The 20,943-nt window shown below is 56.9% G+C and carries 21 protein-coding genes; 17 read left to right on the top strand and 4 right to left on the bottom strand.

The features are described from left to right. Positions 1 to 82 precede the first annotated feature (82 nt). The gene (locus tag EDB95_RS27085) at positions 83 to 418 is read left to right on the top strand and encodes a hypothetical protein (RefSeq protein ID WP_134000197.1); all 336 of its coding nucleotides are present in this window, start codon (positions 83 to 85) and stop codon (positions 416 to 418) included. A gap of 358 nt (positions 419 to 776) precedes the next feature. Here EDB95_RS27085 and EDB95_RS27080 read toward each other — a convergent pair whose 3' ends face one another. Continuing rightward, positions 777 to 1,568 (bottom strand): AAA family ATPase, encoded by a 792-nt coding sequence (locus EDB95_RS27080; protein WP_134000194.1) that lies wholly within the window; start codon positions 1,566 to 1,568, stop codon positions 777 to 779. A gap of 128 nt (positions 1,569 to 1,696) precedes the next feature. Between EDB95_RS27080 and EDB95_RS27075 the strand changes: the two genes are divergently transcribed. Genes EDB95_RS27075 through EDB95_RS27045 form a run of 7 tightly spaced genes read left to right on the top strand, consistent with a single transcriptional unit; the run spans position 1,697 to position 8,042 of the window. Beyond that, positions 1,697 to 1,927, top strand: a complete 231-nt coding sequence (locus tag EDB95_RS27075; protein WP_134000192.1) for a hypothetical protein — start codon at positions 1,697 to 1,699, stop codon at positions 1,925 to 1,927. Continuing rightward, positions 1,921 to 2,226 carry a type II toxin-antitoxin system RelE/ParE family toxin gene (locus EDB95_RS27070; RefSeq protein ID WP_134000189.1) on the top strand — a complete coding sequence of 102 codons (306 nt, stop codon included), beginning with the start codon at positions 1,921 to 1,923 and terminating at the stop codon, positions 2,224 to 2,226. The genes EDB95_RS27075 and EDB95_RS27070 overlap by 7 nt, the downstream gene beginning before the upstream one ends. A gap of 37 nt (positions 2,227 to 2,263) precedes the next feature. Then, positions 2,264 to 2,749, top strand: coding sequence for a class I SAM-dependent methyltransferase (locus EDB95_RS27065; RefSeq protein ID WP_134000186.1), 486 nt, complete (start codon positions 2,264 to 2,266; stop codon positions 2,747 to 2,749). 37 nt (positions 2,750 to 2,786) lie between these two features. Then, the gene (locus tag EDB95_RS27060) at positions 2,787 to 4,442 is read left to right on the top strand and encodes an outer membrane protein assembly factor BamB family protein (RefSeq protein WP_134000183.1); all 1,656 of its coding nucleotides are present in this window, start codon (positions 2,787 to 2,789) and stop codon (positions 4,440 to 4,442) included. 21 nt (positions 4,443 to 4,463) lie between these two features. Further along, a complete protein-coding gene (locus EDB95_RS27055; protein ID WP_134000179.1) occupies positions 4,464 to 6,206 on the top strand; it encodes an ABC transporter ATP-binding protein in 1,743 nt (580 codons plus the stop codon). A 9-nt stretch (positions 6,207 to 6,215) separates the two neighbouring features. Beyond that, a complete protein-coding gene (locus tag EDB95_RS27050) occupies positions 6,216 to 6,929 on the top strand; it encodes a hypothetical protein (protein ID WP_134000177.1) in 714 nt (237 codons plus the stop codon). A gap of 30 nt (positions 6,930 to 6,959) precedes the next feature. Beyond that, positions 6,960 to 8,042: a mechanosensitive ion channel family protein gene (locus tag EDB95_RS27045; protein ID WP_134000174.1), complete on the top strand. Its 1,083-nt coding sequence runs from the start codon at positions 6,960 to 6,962 to the stop codon at positions 8,040 to 8,042. Here the strand turns inward: EDB95_RS27045 and EDB95_RS27040 are convergent. After that, entirely contained in the window at positions 7,993 to 8,856 is an 864-nt protein-coding gene (locus EDB95_RS27040; protein WP_134000171.1) for an AraC family transcriptional regulator, read from the bottom strand. The two genes, EDB95_RS27045 and EDB95_RS27040, sit on opposite strands and share 50 nt — an antisense overlap. A gap of 119 nt (positions 8,857 to 8,975) precedes the next feature. Between EDB95_RS27040 and fucP the strand changes: the two genes are divergently transcribed. Genes fucP through EDB95_RS27000 form a run of 8 tightly spaced genes read left to right on the top strand, consistent with a single transcriptional unit; the run spans position 8,976 to position 18,181 of the window. Next, on the top strand, positions 8,976 to 10,268 hold the full coding sequence (fucP, locus tag EDB95_RS27035) for an L-fucose:H+ symporter permease (protein WP_134000168.1): 1,293 nt from the start codon (positions 8,976 to 8,978) through the stop codon (positions 10,266 to 10,268). After that, positions 10,265 to 10,594 (top strand): L-rhamnose mutarotase, encoded by a 330-nt coding sequence (locus EDB95_RS27030; protein ID WP_134000165.1) that lies wholly within the window; start codon positions 10,265 to 10,267, stop codon positions 10,592 to 10,594. The genes fucP and EDB95_RS27030 overlap by 4 nt, the downstream gene beginning before the upstream one ends. A 5-nt stretch (positions 10,595 to 10,599) precedes the next feature. Beyond that, complete coding sequence (locus EDB95_RS27025) at positions 10,600 to 11,541, top strand: amidohydrolase family protein (protein WP_134000162.1); 942 nt, start codon at positions 10,600 to 10,602, stop codon at positions 11,539 to 11,541. 10 nt (positions 11,542 to 11,551) lie between these two features. Beyond that, complete coding sequence (locus EDB95_RS27020; RefSeq protein WP_134000159.1) at positions 11,552 to 12,340, top strand: L-fucose dehydrogenase; 789 nt, start codon at positions 11,552 to 11,554, stop codon at positions 12,338 to 12,340. Positions 12,341 to 12,349: 9 nt separating this feature from the next. Further along, positions 12,350 to 13,435, top strand: a complete 1,086-nt coding sequence (locus EDB95_RS27015; RefSeq protein WP_134000156.1) for a zinc-binding alcohol dehydrogenase family protein — start codon at positions 12,350 to 12,352, stop codon at positions 13,433 to 13,435. 9 nt (positions 13,436 to 13,444) lie between these two features. Further along, positions 13,445 to 14,917: a tagaturonate reductase gene (locus EDB95_RS27010; RefSeq protein ID WP_134000153.1), complete on the top strand. Its 1,473-nt coding sequence runs from the start codon at positions 13,445 to 13,447 to the stop codon at positions 14,915 to 14,917. Beyond that, the gene (locus tag EDB95_RS27005) at positions 14,917 to 16,572 is read left to right on the top strand and encodes a UxaA family hydrolase (protein WP_134000151.1); all 1,656 of its coding nucleotides are present in this window, start codon (positions 14,917 to 14,919) and stop codon (positions 16,570 to 16,572) included. The genes EDB95_RS27010 and EDB95_RS27005 overlap by 1 nt, the downstream gene beginning before the upstream one ends. Before the next feature lie 10 nt (positions 16,573 to 16,582). After that, positions 16,583 to 18,181 carry an alpha-L-fucosidase gene (locus EDB95_RS27000; protein ID WP_134000149.1) on the top strand — a complete coding sequence of 533 codons (1,599 nt, stop codon included), beginning with the start codon at positions 16,583 to 16,585 and terminating at the stop codon, positions 18,179 to 18,181. A 104-nt stretch (positions 18,182 to 18,285) separates the two neighbouring features. Here the strand turns inward: EDB95_RS27000 and EDB95_RS27610 are convergent, their stop codons facing one another. Both EDB95_RS27610 and EDB95_RS26990 read right to left on the bottom strand, forming a co-directional pair. Further along, entirely contained in the window at positions 18,286 to 18,825 is a 540-nt protein-coding gene (locus EDB95_RS27610; protein WP_211352234.1) for a hypothetical protein, read from the bottom strand. A gap of 224 nt (positions 18,826 to 19,049) precedes the next feature. Next, positions 19,050 to 19,526 (bottom strand): hypothetical protein, encoded by a 477-nt coding sequence (locus EDB95_RS26990; protein ID WP_134000146.1) that lies wholly within the window; start codon positions 19,524 to 19,526, stop codon positions 19,050 to 19,052. 88 nt (positions 19,527 to 19,614) lie between these two features. Between EDB95_RS26990 and EDB95_RS26985 the strand changes: the two genes are divergently transcribed. Beyond that, positions 19,615 to 20,931, top strand: a complete 1,317-nt coding sequence (locus EDB95_RS26985; RefSeq protein ID WP_134000144.1) for a Gfo/Idh/MocA family protein — start codon at positions 19,615 to 19,617, stop codon at positions 20,929 to 20,931. The last annotated feature ends 12 nt before the right edge of the window (positions 20,932 to 20,943 follow it).

The following is a 20,943-nucleotide window of genomic DNA, read 5'->3' as shown; positions in this document are numbered from 1 at the left end:
TTCATGTAGCCGAAGGCCCTTTTGGTGTAGGCAGCCTCGATTTGCTTTCCAAGTAGTTCAAACTATATATAGACCTAGAAAAATGACGAAATCAGGCTGGATCTTTGAAGAAGACTTGTTGCCGTTTCTTATCATCCTTTCAGAGATAGCGACTTATGATCTACAGCCGTATGATTGGGATGCCATAAGTTTTGGTGTGATAGGGACATCCGATCAAGACGAAAAATGGTTTGCGTACGAATTTTATGGGGAAGTTACCGTCCCCTTTAAACTGGCCAGGAACACTGAGGACGCCTATATGATTTTTTATGTTATAATCATCCCGAATGAGCTTGAAAAAAGCGTCGATTTAATGATGCATGTATTGAGCGAGTTTAAATTAGAGCCTAAACATTTAAAATTTGGCAAAAACATATAAAGGCTACAGCCTCGTCATTGCGGGTGCGGTGGCCCTATTTTGGATATAGCTTGAATATGATTTTAAAAGATCGGATCAGATCGACAACCAGCGAAATTGTGAAGCCGCTAAAATGTCCTTATGTGAAATAGTGACAAACACAGCGGGTAGAAACCCTACCTTTATGATATTTGTAAACAATGTCAAAAATGCTGTGTATGTCAATGCAACAGCGAAATTCAATAGCAAAGGGTTTACAACCTATTGGATCGAAGTGGGCGATTCCGTAATGAAGCAAGCAGGATCAAAGGAAATTACCTTCCGGCGTGGAGATAGTTCAATAGCATTTGCTTTAGATTGTGACCAATAGTTCGGCAGATCAAAAATGCCTAAGATAGCTCTCGGGGTTATCCAAAAACCGCTTCGTCACGCGGTAATGATCGGTCTCGGTATACGCCACCTGCCGCATCTCCTCCTCCCGGATCTCATAAAGCCTTGCACCGGGTATGCCCATAAGGATAGGGGAGTGGGTGGCGATAATAAACTGGGTGTTGTTGTTTTTTAATACTTCAAGGATAAAAGCGATCAGCGCGAGTTGTTTGAGCGGCGACAACGCGGCCTCTGGTTCATCCAGCAGGTAGACCCCCTTGTCCTGGATACGGTTTTGCAAAATGGTCAGGTAGGCCTCTCCGTGAGAAAACGCCTGGAGATCCGCCCCATAAAGCCGACGGGTGTTATGAAGAGCGTAATTCATGCTGTCGCTCATTTGCCGGATGATGGCGTCGTCTACCTGGCCTTTCAGGTCGGCTAAATCCATTTCGATCTTCATCCTTCCTTTTTCCACGCCATCGATAAAATCGCTAAAATCCTCCGCCCGGAAAAAGAACCCCTTGCTGGTTTGCCGGGCCCATACGAGCTCCAGATAGGGCTTTAACAGCCGTGCCGCCTCAAAGCTCCCGGCGGCAGCACTCATCTGGCCGCCGATCAGGGGCAAGTGCACGGCAAAAGCAATGCTCTCCAGCAGAGTTGACTTACCGCTCCCGTTGTCACCGACGAAAATGGTGACCCTTTCGTCCAGTACAACCTCCCGCGCGAACTGGACGGCGGGGATATTGAACGGAAAGGGGGTCCGCTTATCGGCGTTGATCGAAAATGATTTTATGAAAGGCATCGCTTATAAATATACAGCAATGATTTGATTTCCAAATTCTTCAGACGTAATGCCTTGGGACGTTAGCAAAACGCCACCCGTTTGGTTGGCTCGGTTTTAAAAAGTAAATTTGTATACAAATCAGTGTTATGGCAAAAGCTTTGGATCAGGAGATGTACAGCTACTTTATCCAGCTCAATGAAGCTGAAAAAAAGTCTGTCATCCAAATGCTGAAAACCTTCTTGAAAGGCCGAAAAGACGACATCAAACCCCAAACCATCGAAGAGTACAACAGGGAGTTGGAGGAAGCTGACGCGGCAATTGATGCCGGGCACTTCATTACTCAGGAAGACCTGGAAAAGGAAATGAAGACATGGTAAAAGAACTTCGGAAGGTTGTTTGGAATGAGGATGTCCGTCAACAGCTAAAGGAAATCTACGAATATATCAAGGCCGGTTCTCCACGGAGTGCCAATAAAGTGAGGAACGATATAGTATCCCTTACCCGTAAACTCCCTTCCCAGCCGGAATCCCATCCTCCAGATAAATACAAGATAGACAATGACGGCACCTGGAGGGCTTTTGAAAAACACCATTATCGTATTGCTTACCGCATCAAAGAAAAGGAAATCCGAATCATCCGCATACGTCACACTAAGATGAACCCTTTACAATACTGATCCGGACGCAGAGACACGCTTTGAGAGAAAAAAGAAGATGACACTTCAGAACGCCATCACCCTTCTAGGCCCTCTTGACAACACCCGCCCCCAAAAATGGGCCGACCTCGGCTGCGGCACCGGTCTCTTTACCCGCGCCCTGGCAACCTTGCTTCACCCCGAAAGCACGATCTACGCGATAGACAAAACCCGCCAGGACCTGCCAAAGGGCATTCTTTTCCTACAAAAAAACTTCGAAAAGGACCCGCTAGGCCTGCCACCCCTGGACGGCATCCTGATGGCCAATTCCATGCACTACGTAAAGGACAAAGGGACGTTGATAAGAAGGCTGCAACCACCCAGATTCATCATCGTCGAATACGACACACAAAAGTCCAACCCCTGGGTCCCATATCCGATCGGCAAAGAACAACTGAAAGGTTTTTTCAAAGACATGGGTTACGACCAATTCAACCTCCTGGGCGACCGCCCCTCTGCCTTCGGGCGCGCCCGGATGTACGCGGCGACGGCATGGAAAACATGAGTTATTTTTCGTATATTGCCACTGCAAACCGCCCTCCATGCGTATCCTCCTTGCCTCTGCCGTCTTACTGTTGTTATCCTGCAACAAGAACAACAACCATCCGTCCTCCGACAAATACATCATCAGCTTTACGTTCACCGCTGCCGCCAATCAGGGGCTGACGAGGGACATAGGCAGCACCATCGGTGCGGACTCGGTACTGGTGGCGGTTCCCATGGGCACCAACCTGAACGGACTTGTTCCGACGATCACCTATAAGGGAGCGAAGATCACGCCTGCCAGTGGGCAATCAGAGAATTTTTCGGCGCCGGTGACCTATGTGGTGACGGCACAGGACGGCAGCACTCAGTCCTATGTGGTGACGGTGAGATTCCTGTCTAACGCCAAGGCGATCACTTCTTTTGCTTTCCGGCCGACGGAAAACCCGGGGCTGACCGCAACCATCCAGGGGATCATCAGCGGGGACACCATTGTCGTTCCGTTTAGCAGCGACCTGCCGCTTGATAATTTGACGCCGTACATCACGTATACCGGTGTCAGCATCTCCCCATCTTCGGGTACCAAAGCTGATTTTACATCGTCCCAGCGGTACCTCGTAACGGCGGAGGACGGCTCGATGGCGGCTTATACGGTGTTTGTCTCCACCAATCTAAGCGTGTTTGTGGGCTCCGACGACGGATACGTGTATGCCATCGATGCCGCTACGGGGCTTCAACGCTGGAAATTCGCTACGGGCGGAGCCATCGACCATGGCCCCACCGTGAGTAATGGGACGGTATTCGTGGGCAGTACCGACGGCTACCTCTATGCGATCAATGCGGCCAACGGATCATTGCTGTGGAAATACGATTTTTATGAACCCGTGTATTCCTATCCGACGGTGACCAACGGGGTGGTTTTCATGTACGGCAACGCGACCATGACGGCACTGGACGCGCAAACCGGCGCGGTTAAATGGCAATTCGTAACCCAAGACCTCAAGGCCGACGTTCTCGATGCCAACCCTACGGTAGCCAATGGGCTGGTGTACTTCTCCCTCTTTGAAGGGTATGCTTCTGTGGTCGCCTTAAATGTCGCCACGGGCAATCCGGTCTGGACCTATTATAATGGGAGTGGCTATTCAAATCCAGCGGCGGTGGGTGGTACGGTGTATGCGGCCGATCAGTTTTGCAAAATAGTGGCGATGGACGCCAACACCGGCGCGGTCAAATGGCGTTATTATGACGGTACATTTGGAAGCGGTACTTCTCCGACGGTGTCTGGAAGCAAAGTCTTCATCGCCGGCTACGACAATTACATGTATGCCTTCGACACGGCATCGGGTTCCGTGCTTTGGAAATCCGGACCTTACGGAGGAGGAACCAGTGGACAATTTTCCAGCCCTGTCACGTATAATGGCGCTGTTTACGCCGGCAATAATGACGGTGCTGTCTATGCATTCGATATGCAAACCGGCAACGTCCTATGGACGTCTACCAATCCCGTCGGAACGCTGCCATCCATTTCCGAGGTTACCATTGCGCACGGCATTTTGTATTATGGCACCAGCGACGGGTCGTTTGTTGCCGTAGACTTAGCGAGCCACGCCACAAAGTGGTCCTTCCATACCAATGGCATCATTTCCGACGGACCTTGCGTTATCGATGCCGGCGGCGCCACCTTTCACCCAGGCGTCTCAGGGGATCAGCAATAGAATCCGTAGTTTTACCCCCGGATGCCCAACCCCTACCTCTCCCTCCTGCGCACCGCCTGGACCTACGCCCGAAAGGAAAAAAAGCGCTTCGTCCTGGTATACGCGATGTTTGTCGTTGCGAATGCCATCATCGCCCTGAGCCCCCTGTTATTCGGCTGGTTCGTGGGCCGGTTGCAAAACGATAGCGCGCACGTATTCAAATACACGCTGATGTATGTCACGGCATACACGTCCCTGAAGTTTTTCCAGTGGTGTTTGCACGGCCCGGCGCGGGTAATGGAGCGAAGCCTGGCCTTCCGGTTGAGCCGGAACTTTCTACAGGAGCGCTACCACCAGGTGATGCACCTGCCGGCAAAGTGGCACCAGGACCATCATAGCGGGGCGACGATCAACCGGGTGCGAAAGGCGTACGAGGCGCTCAGGGAGTTTTATGACCGGGGGTTTATGTTTATCGATTCGATTTGCCGGTTTCTTTTTTCGGTGAGTGCCATCGTGATCTTTTCGCCGCTTTTTGGCTCGATCGCGGTGGGGTTGGGGGTACTCACGGTCGTGGCCATCATGCGTTTTGACAAGCCTTTTGTAAAGGCCCTGGACGAGGTGAACGAAAAGGAGCACGTGGTGAGCTCGACGCTTTTTGACAGCCTGTCGAACATCATGACGGTGATTACCCTGCGCCTGGAACAAAGCATGGAAAAAGGACTATTGGCCAAGGTGCGTCAGATCTTCCGGCCCTTCCGCCGGAGCGCGGTGATCAATGAATGGAAGTGGTTTGTCACGGATATGATGATCACCCTGATCTATTGCGTGGTGGGCGCGGGGTATGTATACCAGCATTGGGTGCCGGGTCAGGTATTCCTGATCGCGGGGCTGGTGACGTTGCTGGGGTATGTCAATACGTTTACGAGCGTTTTTCAAAACGTGGCCTGGTTGTATACGGACCTGGTGCAGTACCATACCAATGTGGAGAACGCGTCGATGATCCCGAAGGCTTATCAGGAAGCGCACAGGGCGGACGCGCCACAAAAATTGCCGGAACGCTGGCAAACCCTGGAACTACACGGATTGAATTTTGCACATAGCACGGCTCAAAGCCTCCGCGACCTGCACATCCGGATCAAACGGGGCGAAAAAATTGCCCTTATTGGGGAGAGCGGGAGTGGGAAAAGCACATTGCTCGCGTTGCTGAGGGGGCTATACCTCCCACAACACGGATATGTATTCACAGTGGACAACGCGTCGTATGACCTTGACTCGCTCAACGAATCGGTAACACTTTTCCCGCAGGAGCCGGAGATCTTCGAGAACACCATTGCGTACAACATTACGCTGGGGTTGCCGTTTTCGGAGGAGGACATTTTACACGTGTGCTCCGTTGCACACTTTGCGGAGGTCGTCCACCAGCTCCCCGGCGGCCTCCAGTCGGACATCCGCGAAAAGGGCGTCAACTTATCTGGTGGGCAAAAGCAACGCCTGGCCCTTGCGCGCGGCGTCCTGGCTGCCCGCGAAAGCGACGTAGTGCTGCTGGACGAACCGACCAGCAGCGTCGACCCGAAGACCGAGGCATTGATCTACGAGCGTCTTTTCGAGGCCTTTGCAGACAAAGCTATCGTGTCGTCCATGCACCGGCTGCACCTACTACATCGTTTCGACTACATCTACATCCTAAAAGCGGGCCGCGTGGCCGGGGAGGGGACGTTTACACAACTGCTGTCGCAAAGCGAGGCCTTTCAGGACTTGTGGGCGCACCAGAAAGTTGTATCTTAGGTTAACCGTATGCCTCGCCTTCTGACTGCCATCGCCCTTCTTTGTTGCGCTTCTTTTGCGCAGGGGCAATCTGTTTTTCATCGAACGATGGACACGTTTGACAGCCTCTTCAACGGCTTTTGGCCACGACTGCCGGATCGCTACATTTCCGTGTACATAGAACCTTTGGCCACCCTGGACCCTAACGGGGGCAGTCTCCGAGCAGGTGTCGAATGGGCATGGAACAGGCGCTGGTCCATTTATAGCGGCGGAGGGCTGTATTTTGACCAGGGTTATATGGCGAGGGTCGGGCTCAAACGGTCCTTTAGAGGCAACGGACCGGATCGTTACTCCATCGCACTTGACCTGATGCACAACTGGCATACGCGTACGGAGGAGGACTACTATCCCAAATATGATTCGTCCATCCATGACGAGACGGAGGACTACAGCCGCCCGGTGCATTACCCGGTAGAGAAGGATGTCAGTACGGTCAGCTTGTTGTTTTGCTGGGACAAAAGCTTTTGGCGGTATTTTACCCTTAGTCTCTATTCGGGTGTGGGTGTGAAATTCCGCAAGGCGGTCGTTGGCATCTCCCAGGACATCCAGGACTCGCTGTATCATTATACCTACGGTGGAGGGTATATCGTTCCGCTGGAAGACAGCAGGGGTAACGGGGTCATGCCGGAGCTCATGGCGGGATTCACCGTCGGCTGGCTGTTCGCCAAACGCGAGCGCGACTAGCTCTGGCATATTTTTGGGAGCACTTCCCGCATGCTAACCTTCCACCTTCCCGACCTGGTTTTCGACCTGCTCCTTTTTGCCGCGGCGATCGCGGCCGGTTTGCTGGTCAAATTCGTGCTGGCGCGCATCAGCCGGCGGTACAAAGAGCAACAGGCGGGTCAATTCAGTCTTTGGAGAAGCCTGCTTACGCGCCTGGGTGAACCGATCAACATTTTTATCCCGCTCCTTTTATTCAACCTCTTAGTCCCTTTCCTGCGCCTGGGCACCCCCTACAAGGACCCGATCGACAAAACGGTGGAGATTTGCTTCGACATCAGCGTGGCTTTTTTCCTCATCGCCATGGTCAAGGTGGGGGAGGACTATATGTACCACCGGTACGACATTTCCAAACCGATCAACCTGAAGGAGCGGAAGGTGCGCACGCAACTGCAATTTATCCGTAAGATCCTGGTGGTCCTGATCATCCTCGTCGCCGCCTGTGTCATCCTGTTGAGCTTCGACTCACTGCGCAAGATGGGCGCGAGCCTGCTCACGGGTGTCGGGGTGGGGGGGATCATCATCGGGTTTGCCGCCCAACGATCGCTGGGCGCGCTGCTGGCGGGTTTTCAAATTGCCTTTACACAACCGTTACGGATCGATGATGTCCTGGTCGTCGAGGGCGAATGGGGAAGGGTGGAGGAGATCACGCTGACGTATGTGGTGTTGAACATCTGGGACCAGCGGAGGCTCATCCTGCCCATCACTTATTTTGTGGAAAAACCATTTCAAAACTGGACCCGTACCACGGCCGATCTGTTGGCCTCGGTGATGTTTTACCTCGACTATAGGACACCGGTAGACGCGATCCGGCGGGAGGTGAACCAGATCCTGGAGAACGAGCCGCGCTGGGACAAACGCGTCAATGTCGTGCACGTGACCGATCTCCGCGAACGGGTCATGGAAGTGCGGGTGTTGCTCAGTGCGCGGAATTCGGGCGACGCCTTTGAGTTGCGGTGTAAAGTGAGGGAAAAAATCATTGCCTTTCTGCAGGAGTATCACCCGGAAAGCCTGCCGGTGGATCGTTTCAGCGTTCCACAAACGCTCTTTGATACGCCTGGGGCACCTGCCCGGTGATCCGTTTGAAGGCGGCATTAAAGGAGGTGAAATTATTAAACCCGCTGGCGTAGCACACCTGTTTGATGCTGTCTTTGCCTTCGATCAGGAGCTTGCAGGCGTGGCCGACGCGGATCTCGGTCACGAACTGGGAGTAGGTTTTCCCCGTTTTTGCTTTGAAATAGCGGCAAAAGGAATTCGGAACGAGCTGGGCCACGCGGCTGACGTCTTCGAGGTAAATATTGTCGGGGAAATGTTGGAGCGTAAAATCATAAATCGCGTTGATCCGCTCGCTTTCGCCTTCGGTGAAGACGGGTTGGAAGCCGATGGAGCTGAGGAGTTGCGGACGGGGGGCGGCGGCGAGCTCACCTAAGACCTTAAGGAGGCGCAACAGCCTGTCCAGGCCTTCGGCCGCGCGGACCTCGCCGATGAGGGCGCCCAGGCGTTGCTGCTCTCGCTTGCCTTGGATCAGGATACCGCGTCCGGCCGTGGTCAGGAGGGCTTTGACGGGCCGCAGCTCGGGCAGGTGCAGAAAGGGAACACCCCAGAGGTCATCGCGAAAGTGGATGACGGTTGAATAAGGTGCTTCGGCGTCGGTTTCGGGATGGTCGTACCGCCAGAAATGGGGCAGGTTGGAGCCCACCAGGACGATGTCCCCGGCGTCAAAGCGTTTGATGTTGTCCCCCACGAACTGGGTCCCGCTTCCCCGGTGGATGTGGATGAGCTCCAACTCGACATGATAGTGCCAGCGGTTGTTGACCTGGTTGGAAAAGTGTTGCCGGACGCTAAAGGAATCGTCCGGCCGCCGGGGCACCTTGAGGAGTTCTGCACGCATCTATTCACAAAAATCGGGATAAATCCGATAGTGATGTTAAAATTCTTTAAGCGTCGGATAATCTGGGGGGGCTGGCGCACGCATAAAAAGCATTTCTTTGGTGAAACGAAACACTTGCCATGTCCAAGCAGCCCATGATCCCTTCCGGCAATGTCCTTGCCTTTTCCCTCGTCACCATGCTCTTCCTGATCTGGGGCATCCCCAACAACCTGAACGATATCCTCATCAAACAGTTTATGAAGTCGTTCGAGCTCACGCGCTTTCAGGCGGTGCTCGTACAGTCGGCCTTTTATATGGGGTATTTCGTCCTGGCCGTGCCCGCCGGTCTGATCATGAAAAAATATTCCTACAAAGCGGGGCTGGTCATCGGGCTTTTCCTCTTTAGCATCGGCTGTTTCCTGTTCTGGCCGGCTGCCGTGGTGGGCAAATACGGGCTTTTCCTGGTGGCGCTTTTTGTGATCGCCTCCGGTCTGTCCTTTCTCGAAACGGGCGCCAACAGCTTTGTCGTCGAGCTGGGCCCTGAAGAAAGCGCCGAGCGCCGCATCAACCTCGCACAGGCGTTTAACCCGTTCGGGGCTATCCTGGGCGTCCTGATCGGCACAGTCTTTATCCTTTCCGGGATCGAAAACGACCCGGCCCACGTGGCGGCCCTAAAAGCAGCCGGTACCTATGACGCCTACCTGCACAAAGAAACGATGCGTGTGGTGACGCCTTACCTTGTCCTGGCGGCTTTCGGACTGGTGTGGGCTATCTGTATGATCGCCACCAAGTTCCCAAAAGTCAGGGATGAGCTCGTCACCGAGGCTGGCCCCAAAGGCAACTGGCGGGAGCTTGGTAAAAAGCCCCACTTCATCGGGGGCGTGCTCGCCCAATTCTTTTATGTGGGTGCCCAGGTCTGTACCTGGAGCTTTTTTATCCAATATGTACAAGACTATACCGGTGAACCGGAAAAAACCGCAGGGTATTTCCTCACCGGCACCCTGGTCGCCTTCCTGCTGGGCCGTTTTTCCGCCACCTGGTTTATGAGGTACCTCTCTCCCAACCGGTTGATGGGTCTATATGCGCTGATCAATGTAGGGTTGGTCGCCGTGGCGATTCTGCATCCCGGTCCGGTAGGCATGTGGGCGTTACTCCTGACCAGCTTCTTTATGTCCCTGATGTACCCCACCATCTTCGCTTTGGGCATCCGTGACCTCGGTCCCAACACCAAGGTCGCCGGGGGCATCCTCGTCATGGCCATCATCGGGGGCGCGGCCTTCCCGCCCCTCATGGGGTTAATTGCCGTGCATGCACACAGCATGGCACTCGCGGAGATCGTACCTTTAGTGGCGTACGTATTTATCGCGTGGTATGCCTACAAGGGGTCGGCCCTCAACGCAAAAAAACCTGTTTTTAATACGACACTCGCATGAAACGATACTGCCTCGCCGTCGACCTGAAAGACAATCCCGAGCTGATCCGGGAATACGAACACCTGCACGAGGAGGTTTGGCCGGAGATCCTGGAAAGCATCCGGTCGGCGGGCATCCTGGACATGCAGATCTACCGTACCGGCAACCGGCTTTTTATGATCATGGAAACCGCCGACAACTTTAGCATGGACGCCAAAGCCGCCGCGGACAAAAACAACCCCGCGGTGCAACACTGGGAGGACCTCATGTGGACGTTCCAGCAGCCGTTGCCCTGGGCCGCGCCCGGCGAAAAGTGGATCCTCATGGATAACATCTTTCAACTATAAAGGTTATGCTCCGCATCGACGCCCACCAGCACTTTTGGAAATACGATCCCGTCCGCGACAGTTGGATGATCGGGGACATCCGCCGGGATTTTTTCCCATCGGATCTGCAACCCCTCCTGGAGGCACAGGCCTTTGACGGTTGCGTGGCGGTGCAGGCGGATCAGTCGCCGGCGGAAACGGCCTTTCTCCTGGGCCTGGCGGCTGCAAGCCCTTTTATCAAGGGCGTAGTGGGCTGGGTCAACCTCCAGGCTTCGGATATAGAAGAACAACTCGCGCACTACCGGAGCTTCCCGCTCCTGAAAGGGTTCCGGCATATTCTCCAGGGGGAGGCCCAGCGGGATTTTATGCTCAGGCCGGACTTCCTACGCGGCGTCGGGTTGCTCAACCGTTATGGGTTTACTTATGACATCCTGATCTATGCGGATCAGATTGAATATGCCACCGAGTTTGCACGGCGGTTCCCGGACCAGCCGATGGTACTGGACCACATGGCAAAACCCGACATCAAGGGGTATGCGGCCCGAAGGGCGACGCGCCACGGCGCCGCCCGCGGGACCGGCGACCAGTCAGCCGCGGGCTCCCGCGAGCCGGCCATGGGTGGCCTCAGCGTCCCGCCGGGGGGCGGCCCCGGCGACCTGCCTATCTGGAAAAAAACGATCCGCTCCCTGGCGAGCTGCGAAAACGTCTGCTGCAAAGTATCCGGCCTGGTCACCGAAGCCGACTGGGCCCACTGGAAACCCGAGGATATCCATCCCTTCCTGGACGTGGTCGTCGAGGCCTTCGGCCCGCGGCGCCTGATGTTTGGAACCGACTGGCCCGTCTGCCTCCTGGCGGCTTCCTTCGAGGAAACCGTCCGCGTCATCCAGGACTACTTTGCCGCTTTTTCGCTGAGCGAAAAGGCCGCCCTGTTCGGGGGCACCGCTTCTGAATTTTATAAACTTACTTAATAGGATTGTTATGGATTTACAACTACAGGACAAGGTCATCATCGTTACAGGCGGGGCCAAAGGTATCGGGGAGGGGATCTCCAGGGTGTTGGCGGCGGAAGGCGCCCATCCCGTAATCATAGGTAGGAATGCCGCGGACAACGAAGCCACGGCAGCTTCGATCAAGGCCGCGGGTGGGCGGGTGACCGCCATCACCGCCGAGCTCAATGAACCCCTGGCGTGCGCCCGGGCGGTACAGGCGACCCTGGACGCCCATGGCCGGATCGACGGCGTCGTTAATAACGCCGGTCAAAACGATGGCGTTGGGCTGGAGAACGGGAACTACGAAGCGTTTATGGCTTCCCTCCACAAAAACCTCGTCCACTATTACCTTATCGTCCACCACGCCCTTCCGGCCCTGATCAAGTCCAAGGGGGCGGTTGTCAATATCACCTCCAAGACCGCGGAGACGGGGCAGGGTCATACCTCCGCTTACGCGGCGGCTAACGGCGGCCGGAACGCCCTTGTCCGTGAATGGGCCGTGGAACTCCTGAAATACGGCATCCGCGTCAACGGCATCGTCGTGGCCGAGTGCTGGACGCCCCTTTATGAAAAATGGGTCAGCTCCCTTCCGGATCCACAGGGCAAGCTGGAGGAGATCACCGCCAAAATCCCGCTGGGCAACCGGATGACAACCAAAGAAGAGATCGCCAACATGACGGCCTTTCTTTTGTCGGAACGCTCCAGCCATACGACCGGGCAACTCGTCCATGTGGATGGAGGATACGTTCACCTGGACAGGGCCCTGGCCAACGCTTAACCTGATTGTATGCGCGCCTGGTCTTGTACAACACCCGGATCTTTTTCTCTCCTGGATATACCTGCCCCCGAACCGCAGGACGGCCGGACGACCTTGCGCATCCGCCGCATCGGCGTGTGCGGGACCGACCTGCACGCGTTCCAGGGGACACAACCTTATTTCAGTTACCCGCGTATCCTGGGACACGAGCTGGCGGGGGACCCCGTCGACGGCCCCGAGCGCGGCGACGCCTGCACCCTCATCCCATATTACGCCTGCGGCCACTGCATCGCCTGCCGCCGGGGCCTCCCCAACTGCTGTACCTCGATCAAGGTCTGCGGCGTCCACATCGACGGCGGGATGGTAGAGTATCTTTCCGTTCCGAACGACGCCCTTGTCCCTGGCGAAGGCCTTTCCCACGACGCCCTGGCCCTGGTCGAACCCCTGGCCATCGGCGCCCATGGCGTCCGCCGCGCGGGCATCACCCCGGGGGAGTTCGTCCTGGTGATCGGCGCGGGCCCGATCGGTCTCGGCACGATGGCGTTTGCCCGCATTGCGGGCGCGCGCGTGATCGCGCTTGACGTCAACGAGGCGCGGTTGCGCTTTTGCCGCGAGCAACTGGGGGTGGAGCACACGGTGCTGGCAGGTGGCGCAGGGGCCACTGCCGCGGGCCCGACGCCAACCGCCTCCAGCGGCGCGACAGGGCCGGGCGGGGCGGCCCAAGACGGCTCCGCCGCGCCGACGGCCCTGGAGGCCGTCCGCGACATCACCAGCGGCGACATGGCCACCGTCGTGATCGACGCCACCGGCAACCTGAAGGCGATCAACGGCGGCCTGGACTACCTGGCCCACGGCGGCCGGTACGTGCTGATCGGTCTGCAAAAAGAGGCCTTTTGCTTCTCCCACCCGGAGTTTCACAAAAGGGAGAGCACGCTGATGAGCAGCCGTAACGCTACCCGGGAAGACTTCCGGCAGGTGATGCGGGCGCTGCGCAGCGGCGAGGTGGACCCCGTTACCTTTATCACCCACCGCGCGCCCTTTGACAAAGTGGGCGCCGAATTCCCCGGCTGGCTGGATCCGGCTTCGGGGGTTATCAAAGCAATGATTGAACTTTAATAGCACGACATGAAACTTTCTATCAACGAGCTAGCGCAGATACCGGACGAAGGCGTGGTCAAACCCAAAGCGGAAAACCTGTCCCTCCCGGAGACCGTCCTGCAATTCGGGACCGGCGTCCTGTTGAGGGGATTGCCGGACTACTTTATCGACAAAGCCAACCGGCAGGGGTTGTTCCACGGCCGCATCGTCGTCGTCAAGTCGACAAGCGGCGGGGACGCGGGGGCCTTTGACCGCCAGAACAGCCTGTATACGCTTTGCATCCGGGGAATCGAACACGGCCATAAGGTCTTCGAGAACCGGATCAGCTCGGCCATCAGCCGGGTCCTTTCGGCGGCGGACGCCTGGGACGATGTCCTGGAACTGGCCCGGAAAAACGGCATCCGCATCATCATATCGAACACCACGGAAGTCGGCATACAAGCGGTAGAAGAGGACATCCATGCGGAGCCGCCTGCTTCTTTTCCCGGAAAATTATTGGCCTTTCTGTATACGCGCTATGAATCCTGCAAAGGGAGCGCCGATGGAGGCCTGGTCATCATCCCGACCGAGCTCATCAGCGACAATGGCAAAAAACTGAAACGGATCGTCATCGACCTGGCGCGTTTCAATAAACTGCCGGAGGCTTTCCTGGAGTGGCTGGACAGGTACAACAGCTTTTGCAGTTCCCTGGTGGACCGGATCGTACCGGGGCGGCCGGACGCCATCATGCTCGACCAGATACAGAAATACCTGGGGTATGAGGACGACCTGCTCCTGGTCTGTGAGTCTTACCGGCTTTGGGCCATCGAGGGAGACGAAGACATCCTGGGACCGGTCCTTTCGTTTGCAAAGGCGGATCCGGGCGTGGTCATCGCCCCCAGCATAGAAGTTTTTAAAGAACTGAAACTCCGGCTGCTCAACGGTACCCATACGCTGAGCTGCGGCCTGGCCTTCCTGTCGGGTTTCGATACGGTGCGGGACACGATGGAAGACGAGGCTTTCGAGGAATTTATGGAAACCCTGGCGCTGGGCGAAATCGCCCATGCCATCCCCATCGCGCTGCCGGATGGCGCGGCCCACGACTTTGGCCAAAAGGTCCTGGACCGTTTCCGCAATCCTTACCTGGAGCACCGCTGGATCAACATCACCCTTCAGTACTCCTCGAAGATGAAGCTGCGCGTGATCCCCGTGCTCCGGCAGCATTATGTCAACAAAGGGAGCGTGCCGCCCGCCATGACCAAAGGTTTTGCGGCGCACATCCTGTTTATGCGCCCGGACAAGGTAGAGGGGGGTAAGTATTCCGGATCAAGCCGGGGCCTGCACTATCCGATCCAGGACGACAACGCCGCCGTCTATGCGGCGCACTGGCAAAGCGCCGACCCCGTCCGCAGTATCCTGGGCGACGTATCCCTCTGGGACACCGACCTGACGCAGCTCAACGGCTTTGCGGACGCCGTCGCCAAAGAATTGTTCATTCTCAAGGAAAAAGGAGGTTTATAATGCAACAACGTGTTTTAAAAGTACACCACGACGATAATGTGGGCGTCGCCCTGGCCAACCTGAGCGCCGGAGAAAATGTAGAACTCGACGGTCATACGTACCGCCTGCCTTCCGCCGTTCCAGCAAAGCATAAATTCGCGACGGTCGATCTGCAACCCGGCGACCCCATCTATATGTACGGCGTCCTTGTCGGCAAGGCGACCGAGCCCATCCCCAAAGGCGGCTGGATCAACACCAAAAACGTCCACCACGCGGCCGGTGACTTCCACGTGGGCACACGGCACACCGACTGGGTAAGACCGGACACCAAAAATTTTGCGGACCGGACCTTTAACGGGTACCATCGCGCCGACGGAAGCGTCGGGACTGCCAACTATTGGGTGGTCATCCCGATGGTTTTTTGCGAAAACCGCAACCTGCAAGTCCTCCAGCAGGCGCTGGTCGAGGACCTGGGCTACGGACGCAACCGTACCTACCAGGACCAGGCGCGTCAGCTCATCGAGCTGTACAAGGCCGGAAAGGCGGTCGAGGACATCCTCCAGGCCGACCTCCGCGCGGACTACGGCCAGGCCGGGCATGCCCACCGTCTTTTTCCCAACGTCGATGGCATCAAATTCCTTGTCCACGACGGCGGCTGCGGCGGCACCCGCGACGATGCCCGCGCCCTTTGCGGTCTGCTGGCCGGGTACATCACGCACCCCAACGTGGCAGGCGCCACGGTGCTTTCTTTAGGTTGCCAGAACGCCCAGGTCAGCATCCTGGAAGAGGAGATCGCCAGGCGTTCCCCCCACTTCAGCAAACCCCTCTACGTCCTCGAACAACAAAAGATAGGCAAAGAAAGCGCCCTCCTCAGCGAAGCCATCCGCCAGACGTTTGCCGGTCTCATGCTGGCCAATGCCAACCACCGCGCCCCCGCGGGGCTGGACAAGCTGTGTATCGGCCTGGAATGCGGCGGTTCCGATGGTTTTTCCGGCATTTCGGCCAACCCGGCGATCGGCTACACCTCCGACCTGTTGGTCTCCTTAGGCGGCTCCGTGATCCTCTCCGAATTCCCCGAACTCTGCGGCGTCGAGCAAAACCTCAGCGACCGTTGTGTCACCGAAGACCTCGCCACGCAATTCGGCAGCCTGATGCGCGCCTATAACGATCGCGCCAAGGCCGTTGGCTCCGGCTTCGACATGAACCCCTCGCCCGGCAACATCAAAGACGGACTCATCACCGACGCCATCAAAAGCGCCGGCGCGGCCAAAAAAGGCGGCACCTCCCCCGTGGCTGACGTCCTCGACTATCCCAACAAGGTGACCCGTCCCGGGCTCAACCTCCTGTGCACCCCCGGCAACGACGTCGAGTCCACCACCGCGGAAGTCGGCGCGGGCGCCAACATCGTCCTCTTTACGACAGGTCTCGGCACGCCCACCGGCAACCCCATCACCCCCGTCGTCAAGATTTCCAGCAACACCGCCCTTTTCGAACGCATGCGCGACATCATCGACATCGACACCGGCACCATCATCGAAGGCAAGGAGACCATCCGCCAGGCCGGCGAACGCATCCTCGACTACGTCATCAGCGTGGCCAGCGGGGAGACCACCGTGGCGGCGGTGCGTCATGGGCAGGATGATTTTATTCTTTGGAAAAGAGGGGTGTCGCTTTAAAATCGCTTATATGTCTAAAGTTTCCCGGCGCAAGGCGCTTCGATTGATCACCGCGCTGGTGGCGGCGCAACAACTGCGGCCGCTGGCGGCGCTGGCCGGCGACGCGCTCAACGGCAGCACAACGGGCCTCGGCGGCGCGATAGGCGGCCCCGGCCCCATCGCGCCCGGCCCCTTCCAGGGCACCCGCGCCTCGCTGCAAGCCTACACCCTCCCCGAATGGTTTGGCAACGCCAAATTCGGCATCTGGGCCCACTGGGGCCCGCAGTCGGCGATTGAAGCCGGGGACTGGTATGCACGGAATATGTACCGCCAGGGCAGCGACCAGTACAAGTACCACCTCGAACACTACGGTCACCCCTCCAAACCCGGTTCCGGATACAAGGACACCATCCCTAAATGGAAGGCGGAACGTTTCGACCCGGACTACCTCATGGGGTTGTATAAAAAAGCCGGCGCGCGCTACTTTATGAGCATGGGCGCGCACCACGACAACTTTGACCTTTGGGATTCTCCGTACAACCGGTGGAATTCGGTCAAGATGGGGCCGGGCAAAGACATCGTCGGGCTTTGGAGGGACGCGGCCCGCAAACATGGATTGCACTTCGGCATCAGCGACCACTTGTGGATCAGTCCAAAGTGGTTTTCGGTCAGCAAGGGCGCGGACAAGGACGGCCCCTTCGCAGGGAAACCTTATGACGGCGCGGATCCCGCGTTGGCCGACCTCTATGGGGACGACCCCACCATTTTCGCGGACGACCTTCCCTGGAATGAGGATACCATCTCCGAAGCCTGGAAACAACGCTGGTTTCAGCGCATCCAGGACCTGATCAACCGGTACGAACCGGACCTGTTGTATTGCGACGGGCCCATTCCCTTCGAAACGTATGGGCTGAATATCCTCGCCCACCTGTATAACAAAAGCGCGGCTAAAAACGGCGGCAAACCCCAAGCCGTTTATACCAGCAAACGCCAGGAAGATTCGGCAGTGGGTACCTGTGCCTTTGACGTGGAAAGAGGCGTAGTGCAATCCATCTGGCCACAACCCTGGCAAACCGACACTTGTATCGGCGACTGGCACTACAACCGCGCCACCGTGGGCCACTATAAAAGCCCCAAAACCGTTGTCGACCTGCTGGTGGACATCGTCAGCCGGAACGGGAACCTGATGCTCAATTTTCCGTTGCCCGCCAGCGGCATGTTGGATGACGACGAATTGAAAGTATTGGAAGGCATCACCGCCTGGATGGCCGTCAACAGCGAAGGGATCTACGGCACCCGCCCGTGGAAAGTCTACGGGGAAAGCCCGGCGGCTGCCACGACACAAGGCGGTGCCTCCTTTAATGAGGGCAAGCGCCAGGAACTGGGGGAACACGACATCCGGTTCACCACAAAAAAAGGGCACCTCTACGCCTTTTTCATGGGCTGGCCCGCGAACTGGGAAGTCACCCTCCACACCCTCGGCAGTGAAAATGTAGAACATGCGGAACTACTCGGGTACGGCAAGGTGCCGTTCACCCAAACCGGCGAAGGGTTGAAGGTCACGCTACCCGCGATGCCGCCTTGCAGCCTGGCCTACTGTCTGAAACTCCACGGCCGCGGCCTCGCCTAAGCATCCGCGCCCGGCGCAACAACACAAAAGGCCCCCCCTAGACAGAGGGCGCCTTTGCTTTGCATTTAACCAAAAACGACTGCTTATATAACGAAGGCTTACTGTTAGTTTTCGGTGATGTGGTAGAACGCACATACCGTGGCGTAGTCGAACGAATCCGGTACGTTTACACCACCCGGAATAATCACAAAACGGTATTGATTCAAGGTTCCGAGCGTGACGGAAGCCGAATTGTCGGTGGTGTAGCGCGTGATCAGGATCTGTCCTGCCTCGGGTATAAATGAAATGATGCTCGTCTTTCCTCCCGCGTCATTCATATAAGGCAATGGAAAGTCGCCATCACCAAAGGTGAAGTACACAAGGACCGTCGCGGTGTTGAGGTCGGCTGAAGTGAGGGAGGGGGCCAGCAGGGTCATGAGCACATAATTGGAGCCGTCAAAGTTGGTATCCCGGAGGTTGATGGCCGTATTCCAGTTGGAATAAATCACGTTGGCGGTACCCGTGGCACCTTGCGGGCCTTGTGGACCGGCAGCGCCGGTGGCACCTGTCGCACCGGCCGGGCCCGCAGGCCCGGTTTTGGAACACGACATATACAACGTCGCCATCAGCAGGAGGTAAGCAAAAAGCATTCGTTGTTTCATCATCTTTTTGCTGCAAACATATACCTGCATCGGCCAGGTGTCAATACCACAAAGCGGTATAACGATCATTTAGCGTATTAACTATCATCGGTCGCGCGTAGTTATACGCATCGGCGGAAGGCACAACTACGCGCGGCGGCGCCTGGCGGGCAGCCACGATTAGGGAGCAGCGGATTCCGGTGGGGAAAAATTACCGCGACGCGTTGATGGCGATGATCGAAAAGGGCTTAATCGACAGGGCCGCTCCCCTGGGGGGCAGAGGGGGTAACTGACGTATCCGCGACGGGCAGGGTGACGCTGGCGCCCCAGCCGGAGGCGCTTTTCGGTCCGTACAGGTTGGCGTGTACCATGTCGAGGTAAAAGTCGGGGATGTTCCCGACGGTGGGGCCGGGTGCGGCTCCACCGGTCCAGAGCCTGGGGCCGCCGGCAAAAACATTGACTTGCTCGGGGAGCGTATCGGGGTGGCCCCAGCCCAGGGTCGATTTTGGTCCATACAAAAGACTATCGGACACGTCCAGAAAGAAATCTCCCCGGACACCGGTCAGGGGCGGGGGGTGGCTGGGACCGCTGTAAAAAGTGGGGAGGCCGGGGGCGGGCGGCGTCGTGGGTAAGGGGTTGTTGTCGATAGGGCGCACGTCGTGCTTGGCGCAGCCAGCAAAGAGCATACACGCCACGGCTACCACTCCATACATTAGACGCCCCATATAAACTTGATTCTGTCCTAATATACGAAAAAACGCGGGCGGGGTTGGTCGATTCCCTTACTTTTATTCACCAACCAACGTACTTGCCATGCATCGTAGAACCTTTCTAAAAGACACCAGTCTCGCCGCTGCCGGCGTCACCATTCTGAATTTTCCCGTATTTGGTAAAAACGCCCCGTCGAATAAAGTCGTCGTGGGTGTCATGGGCGTCCACAGCCGGGGCGCTTACCTGGCGAAGTGTTTTTCGCAGCTTCCGAATGTGGAGGTGGGCTTTATCTGCGACGTGGAAGAGGGGGCGATCAAAAACGGCTTTGACGCGCTGAAGGACGCGGCGAGAAAACCAACCTTAATCAAAGACATACACGAGCTGGTGAAACGCCCGGACCTGGACGCGTTGATCATTGCTTCCCCGGATCACTGGCATGCCCCGGCGGCACTGTTGGGCGTGGCGGCGGGTAAACCCGTCTACGTAGAAAAGCCTTGTTGTCATACCCCGCACGAGGGTGAGCTGCTAGTGGCGGCGTATCAGAAGACGGGGCGGCCGGTCCAGATGGGCAGCCAGCGGCGTTCCATGCCGACCCTGATCCAGGGGGTACAGGAGGTGCGGGATGGCGCGATCGGGAATACCTATTTTGCAAAGGCGTGGTATACAAACAACCGGGCGTCGATCGGGGTCGGGAAACACATCCCGGTGCCGTCCACCCTGGACTTCGAACTTTGGCAGGGGCCGGCGCCGCGGAGACCCTTCCAGGACAATCTGGTCCACTACAACTGGCACTGGTTCTGGCACTGGGGGACGGGCGAGGCGTGTAACAACGGCACGCACGAGATCGACTGCTGCCGTTGGTTCTTAGGCGTCGACTACCCGACCAAGGTGACCTCGGGGGGCGGCCGCTACGCCTATAAGGACGACTGGCAGACACCGGATACACAGGTGGCGACCTTTGAGTTCGGTGACAATAAGGCGATCACCTGGGAGGGGAGGAGCTGTAACAATTACGGCGTCGAAGGGTCAAGCCGCGGTTTTATCATCTATGGCGACAAGGGCACCCTGGTCAACCTGGGCGGGGGCGATTATAAGATCTACGACACGAAGAACAAACTTGTCAAAGCGGTGACCCCGGATGAAAAGGCGGACCCCACCAATACGGTGAGCGCCACGGGCAACCTGGACTTCTATCATTTCCACAACTTTGTGGACACGATCCGGGGCGAGGCGAAGTTGACACAGCCGGTGGATTCTGGGTACAAAAGCGTATTGCTTTGCCAACTGGCCAACATCGCGCAAAGAACGTCAGGGGTGCTACACACCGATCCGTCGAACGGCCACATCTTACACGACGAGGCCGCAAACCGGCTTTGGGGGCGGGCGTACGAAAAAGGTTGGGAACCCATTGCCATATAAGGATTTATCCTT

Origin of the sequence: Dinghuibacter silviterrae (assembly GCF_004366355.1) — a bacterium.
In the GTDB taxonomy this organism is placed as follows: Bacteria; Bacteroidota; Bacteroidia; order Chitinophagales; family Chitinophagaceae; genus Dinghuibacter; species Dinghuibacter silviterrae.
The sequence above is the reverse complement of the archived record's forward strand: the minus strand, read 5'-3'. Positions and strand labels throughout refer to the sequence as shown.